Below are 278 nucleotides of genomic sequence, written 5' to 3'. Positions count from 1 at the left end.
GTACCACATAATTACTGGGTAAGGGCTTGCCGCCTTTTTGCGCTGAGGTATCGTCAAAAATCATGCGACCTTGGCTATCGATACGCGCATATTTCATGGGTTTATCACGTGGCCAAAAGAAGTCAGATGGATGACTGATAATGTGACCAAACACCAGTTTGGTCAGGCGACCCCATTCAAAGAAGCGCACTTCTTTTGAGCGTAGCGCCACGAACAAGGCGAGGGAGAAGCTGACCATTAAGTTGACGATACCGATAAGGGCGACACCAAGAATGGAC

Annotated in this window: 1 protein-coding gene; it reads right to left on the bottom strand. The window is 48.6% G+C overall.

The genetic code is table 11. The features are described 5' to 3' along the window. On the bottom strand, positions 1-278 hold a 278-nt coding region (locus tag AAEZ03_RS27125), incomplete at both ends, for a transporter-like protein (protein WP_350582922.1).

The organism is Pseudomonas sp. HY2-MNA-CIBAN-0224 (genome assembly GCF_040310285.1).
Lineage (GTDB): Bacteria > Pseudomonadota > Gammaproteobacteria > Pseudomonadales > Pseudomonadaceae > Aquipseudomonas > Aquipseudomonas helleri.
Note: the sequence above shows the minus strand (reverse complement) of the source record. Positions and strands in the feature narration are given on the sequence as shown.